This is a genomic window from bacterium (assembly GCA_035703895.1).
Lineage (GTDB): Bacteria > Sysuimicrobiota > Sysuimicrobiia > Sysuimicrobiales > Segetimicrobiaceae > Segetimicrobium.
In genome coordinates this window covers 1-5,284 of sequence record DASSXJ010000202.1, presented here as the reverse complement: position 1 = coordinate 5,284, position 5,284 = coordinate 1, and the positions used below count along the sequence as shown (strand labels likewise).

At 64.8% G+C, this 5,284-nt stretch carries 5 protein-coding genes; 3 read left to right on the top strand and 2 right to left on the bottom strand.

Annotation, left to right across the window (positions count from 1 at the left end; all coding sequences use genetic code 11):
* The 3 genes from VFP86_13655 to VFP86_13645 form a co-directional block, all read left to right on the top strand.
* Positions 1 to 1,089: FtsX-like permease family protein (locus VFP86_13655; protein ID HET9000683.1), on the top strand; the 1,089-nt coding region annotated here is incomplete at its 5' end.
* Complete coding sequence (locus tag VFP86_13650; protein ID HET9000682.1) at positions 1,086 to 1,766, top strand: ABC transporter ATP-binding protein; 681 nt, start codon at positions 1,086 to 1,088, stop codon at positions 1,764 to 1,766. The genes VFP86_13655 and VFP86_13650, both read left to right, overlap by 4 nt.
* A complete protein-coding gene (locus VFP86_13645) occupies positions 1,763 to 3,235 on the top strand; it encodes a hypothetical protein (protein ID HET9000681.1) in 1,473 nt (490 codons plus the stop codon). The genes VFP86_13650 and VFP86_13645 overlap by 4 nt, the downstream gene beginning before the upstream one ends.
* A 143-nt stretch (positions 3,236 to 3,378) precedes the next feature.
* Here the strand turns inward: VFP86_13645 and VFP86_13640 are convergent, their stop codons facing one another.
* Together VFP86_13640 and VFP86_13635 are read right to left on the bottom strand one after the other, a co-directional pair.
* Positions 3,379 to 4,473: a nucleotidyl transferase AbiEii/AbiGii toxin family protein gene (locus VFP86_13640; protein HET9000680.1), complete on the bottom strand. Its 1,095-nt coding sequence runs from the start codon at positions 4,471 to 4,473 to the stop codon at positions 3,379 to 3,381.
* The gene (locus VFP86_13635; protein ID HET9000679.1) at positions 4,470 to 5,168 is read right to left on the bottom strand and encodes a DUF6088 family protein; all 699 of its coding nucleotides are present in this window, start codon (positions 5,166 to 5,168) and stop codon (positions 4,470 to 4,472) included. Before VFP86_13635 ends, VFP86_13640 begins: the two co-directional genes overlap by 4 nt.
* Positions 5,169 to 5,284 lie beyond the last annotated feature (116 nt).

The following is a 5,284-nucleotide window of genomic DNA, read 5'->3' as shown; positions in this document are numbered from 1 at the left end:
CTCGCCGGTGGTTTGGAGGCCAGCCTCGGCACGGTGCTGAACCGGCTGGGGTTCGCCGTCCGCGTCGTGCCGCGAGGCACCCTCCCGTTCTCCGGGACGGCAGAGATCGCGGACGGCGATCGCCTCGCATCCGCGATCGCGACACGGCCAAGTGTCGGAGACGCCATTCCTGTGGTGGGTGGCAACATCTATCTGCGCACGGGCGAGCGACAGTTCCCGTCGTTCGCCCTCGGGATCCCCTCGGGGCGCCGCGGTGTCTACACCGTCCTGGAAGGGACGGACCTCTCGACCTCCTCTGCGGAGACGGTGCCGGTCGTCATCAACCGCAATATGGCCCGACTCGATCGCATCCGCCTCGGGGATCGCCTCATCGCCTCCGGGGCACCCGGCTCGGGTCTCCAGGCGCTCACCGCAGTGCAGACGTGCCGCGTGGTCGGTATCGGCGACTTTTACTTCGATCTCCCGACGCAGCGGTCGCTGGCGATCGCCGCCCCGGTTCTCCGCCGTCTCTTAGGGCGGCCGTCGGGGAGCGCCTCGTTGATCCTCGTGCGGATGACCGAGCCTGCGCAGGCAGACACGCTGGCCCAGTGGATTCAACGGCGGGATCCACGCGTAGACGCGTTCAGCATCCAAGAATTCTTGGCCCGCACGAGCGCCCGCCTCACGTACTTCAACCAGTTCTCGCTGATCCTGGGGACGATCAGCGTAGCGGTCTCCTTCCTGCTGGTCGCCGCGATCGTGACGCTGTCCGTCGGCGAGCGGCTTGGGGAGATCGCGATGCTCCGCGCGCTTGGGTTTACGCGGGCCAAGATCGTCGCGCTCATCCTGGCGGAAGGTGTCGCCCTCGCAGGGGCGGCCTTGCCGGGGGCGATCCTGCTCGGCATCGCGATCGCGAGCCACCTCGACCGCATTCTGCTCTCGGCGCCCGGGGTCCCGGAGAACCTCCACTTCTTCACCCTGACGCCCGCGGCTGTGGCGACCACGGCGGCATTGCTACTTACGAGCGGCGCGCTCGGGGGGTTGTATCCGGCGGTCCTGTCGGCCCGGCTGGAGATCGCCGCGACCCTCCACGGGGAGATCGTGTCGTGACCACAGGGACCACGACAGTCGTCGCTGCCGAGGGGGTGACGAAGACCTATCCGATGCCGGGCGGACCGGTGCACGCGCTCCGGGGAGTCACCCTCGCCGTGGAGCCGGGAACGTTCCTCTCCGTCGCCGGACCGTCTGGATGCGGAAAATCCACACTCCTCCATCTCCTTGGGGGCGTGGATCGGCCGACCGCAGGGCGGGTGGCTCTTCTCGGACAGCCAACCGACCGCCTCGGCGACGCCGCGCTCGCCCGGCTCCGTCTTCATCATGTCGGGTTCGTTTTTCAGCGGTTCTTCCTGCTGCCCATGCTCTCCGCGGAGGAGAACGTGGAGCTCCCCATGATGGAAGCGGGCGTCGCCGGCGATGTCCGGCGGGAACGGGCACGGACCCTGCTCGCACGGGTTGGACTCGACGGCCGGGCGCGTCACCGTCCGGGTCAGCTCAGCGGGGGGGAGATGCAGCGGGTGGCGATCGCCCGCGCGCTCGCGAACCGTCCGAACCTGCTGCTCGCCGACGAGCCCACCGGCGAGCTGGATGAAGCGACCGGACGGGAGATCGGCACGCTCCTCCAGGATCTCAGCCGGGAGGGGGTGGCCGTCGTGCTGGTCACGCACAACTCCGAACTCGCGGCGCTCGCCGACCGCCGGGTCCGGATGCGTGACGGGGCGCTCGCATGAACGGGATGGTCTGGTTGCTTGCGTGGCGCAGCCTGTGGGACCGCCCCCGCCGAACCCTGGTGTTGCTCGTCGGTTACGGCATCGGCGTCGCCGTGATGATCGCGCTCCTGTCGGTCGGCGATGCCCTTCTCGCCCAGGCGCGAGACCGGGATCTGGTCGCGGGCGGGGATCTCGTGCTCCTGCCCGAAGGGGTCGACCCGTCCGTGCTCAAGGTCAACGGGGTGACCGACCTGTACTTCACTATTCAGCAGGCCGGGTTCGTGGTACGGGAGATCCTCTTGGGAGGACGCTTTGCCGCGGAGATCGCAGCCGCCGCGCCACAGATCGACGCGCGTCAGGTGTATGTGCGGAGGCAGGGGACGGTGTTTCCCGCACAGGCCTCGGGCGGGGTCCCGTCTCTGGACCAGACGGCGCACGCGGCGGCGGCGGTCCCCCGCGCGCGCGACACCGCGTCCGATCGAGCGTGGATCGCCCCCTCGCCCGGGGAGTTGATCGATCGCCTCGACCGGTTCCACACACCTCCGCGTGAAGCCAGGCACACGTGGGCGGAGTGGGATTACTTCAACTTCATCGATCCGCGGACCGGGATGTACGGATACCTCACCATCCTTGCGGGCGGGGAGGGGCACGGGGGAATCCTGGTCCGAATCAAGCGGCCCGGCCGGCCGGTCGAAGACATCCAAATCCGGGCGGCGATCCGGCCGGGGGATCTCAGCATGGAATCGGCAAACGAACGCATCGGACCGGCGCGCGTCTCCAACGAAGCGGGCCGGTACCACATCACCGTGGACGATCCTCGGCTGCGGGCGGATCTCCGCCTCGTGCCCGACGCCGGATTCTATCTTCCCGCCGGAGAGATCGCCGGCGACGCCGTCATCTCCGGGTACGTCGTGCCGGCCGTCCGCGGACGAATGAGCGGCACCCTCCATACTGCACGCGGGGATGTCCGGCTCGAAGGGGCTCCCGCGTATCACGATCACAACTGGGGGACGTGGCGGGGCGTGACCTGGGAGTGGGGGGAGGCGAGCGGCAGGGGAGGGGCGGTGCTATACGGGGGCCTCCACGTTGGCGCAGGCCAGGGAGCGACTGACGCCCGGCGGGCGATCGTGTTTGTGTGGGACACCGCGACCGCGGATGGCGCCGCGCACCGCGGTGGGTTCGTAGGAGCGTTCCCGGTCCACGCCATCACCTACGCGGGCTGGCATCCGGGGCCCTTACTGGACGGGCGGCGGGTCAGGATTCCATCCTCGGTCGCCATTGACGCGGCGTCAGGATCGGACCGCGTCTCCATCCGTATCCGCGTGAGCGACGGACTCGCCTCTGTGGCCGGGCAGGCCGCCCCAGGCAACCCGTCCACGCGCGTCGCGTTCTTGCAGCTGCGTGGCAACGCCGAGATCCGCGGGATTGTCGACGGCCGCCGGCTCGTCCTCGATGCCGCCGCGGCGGCCGAGACCTTCGTGCGGCCCTAATCGAACGCGCGGGAGGGATGGGACTCCCTCTCTCAAGCGCGCAAACCGTTAAGGCCGGTGGCCAGCAGGAAGATTTAGACCAGTCTAACCGTACCACTTACGAAATGCTTGTCTACATGCGTCTATAATAATCCCCGCCAGACTCAGTGACCGTGCGCCGGTATGTCTCTTTGATTGCTTTCGCGAGCATCACTCCTTGCATTCAGGCGCTCTTCGATCGTGGCGATCGAAGCGAGAACGTCCTCAAAGCGAGGGACTGAGCGAAAGATCATGCCGACCATGGCTGTGTAATCACGTCGAAGGCCCTCGATCATTCGCTCGGTCGGTGTTAGCATGAAGCTACCTGGCACGGCCGTTGCGAGATCGAAATCAGGACGATTGAAGAACATGCGAGCATGCCGCGCACACTCTTTGCCGAGGGCGGTATCACCGATTGCTTGCTCGCCAACAGATGTAGAGTGCATTGAGTGCAGGTCGTAGTAGTGACGCGATATCCGCTGGCCTTCCTGCCGCAACTCACCTCGCCTTTCAAACCAACGTCGAAGCCCGTGGAGAATGACGACTTTGTCCCAGAACGTTCTTTCTGGGACAATCGTCGTCACATCGCCAACCGATAGGTCGGCGTCTGGCATGTCGTCGGCCACGTAGGGCTCCAATGTCACAGGTCGGTGAGGGTCAAGCGCGGACTTGGCCCCGCACTCGATACGGACGGTGGGGCGGACATAAGGATCGACCGATAGGACACTGGGGTAACGCAAAAGAAGCGTCTGTTGATCTGGATCTGCATTGTCAGACACGACATCGGCCTGCGCGCGCTCGGTCGGCACAACGGCTTCGGCGAGAATGCTGGTTAGCTGGGGCCGCAGATGATCACCAAGATACTGCTGGCAAGCGGTCTTGATCCGGTCCAGGATGTTTTCCCGCTTCTTGCCGCTCAACTTTTCGAGATCGTCGATCGAAATCGACTCTCCGAGGTCTGCTCTGAAGACGGTAACGTCGATGTCTTCAGAAAAGCGGCTGATCAGCCCAAACCCCTTTGACAGGGATGTGCCGCCTTTGAGAAGGAGACGCGGGCCTCTTGCTGGCAACGCATGAAAGAGCGCGTCGAGCGTCCAACAGACCCAGAAGTCTTTCTCGACGCTCTGTTCCGCCATTCCGGTCCTACGGGCGGTCGCAACGAACAAATCGCGGCGGTCATCGGCCGATGAAGTGATGATGCGATCGAATGCCGGGTTCATTGGCTGGCGGATGAACGCTCTGTAGCATGGTGCCTTTGAGCCGTCTTACTAGGCTTGTCGGGCTTGGCGAGAAGTTCCCGAAGAATCGACTGCATCCAGATCGGTAGCGTGTGGAGCCCCTGCCGTAAATCGTCGCGAATCTCCGGTCCGTGAGCGGGATCGTTGAGAATCGCTGTCAGTTTTTGGAGAATGGTTGCGCGATCTGACCGAAGAATGTCCTGAAGCCAGTAGAGGGCTTGGACAACGCGCATGGCTGGACGTCCGGCCCAGAAGAGGCGACTTGGCGCGACGGTCTTGAACTGGATTTGCTGGTTGCCGAGTCGGATTGGCCGTAGCCGCGCGTCAGTAAGAACGGTGATTCGCGTGGGAACGGCCGTCGTTAAGCCGAGGTCATTTGCGGCGGTCAGGCCGTCAACGACGATGCGGGTCTGATCGCGTCGCGCGACGGCAGCGATCACGGCCCGCTGATCGGGATTCGTGGTCTTCCCCGTCAACGAGTTCTTTGCCGGACTGAAGTACAGGCCGCGATCGATTCGCGAAAGATGGCCATCTTTCGCGAGACGCTGCAGCGCTTTATCGACGGCGGCCCGTGGACCAAGGTCGAGAAAATCGACCGGCGTCCACACAGTTCCTCGTTGGGATGCGATTCGATCCTGTATCTGGGCCTTCAGATCGAGAGCATGACGCCTGACCATTTGTCCTAAGTATACTACATTTTTCGGACAAACACGCGGATCTGTCCGAAACTTACATCATTTTTGGGACAACTCATGGTGGGTGCGGTGCGGACCGACTGAGGTGGTTCGTGGCG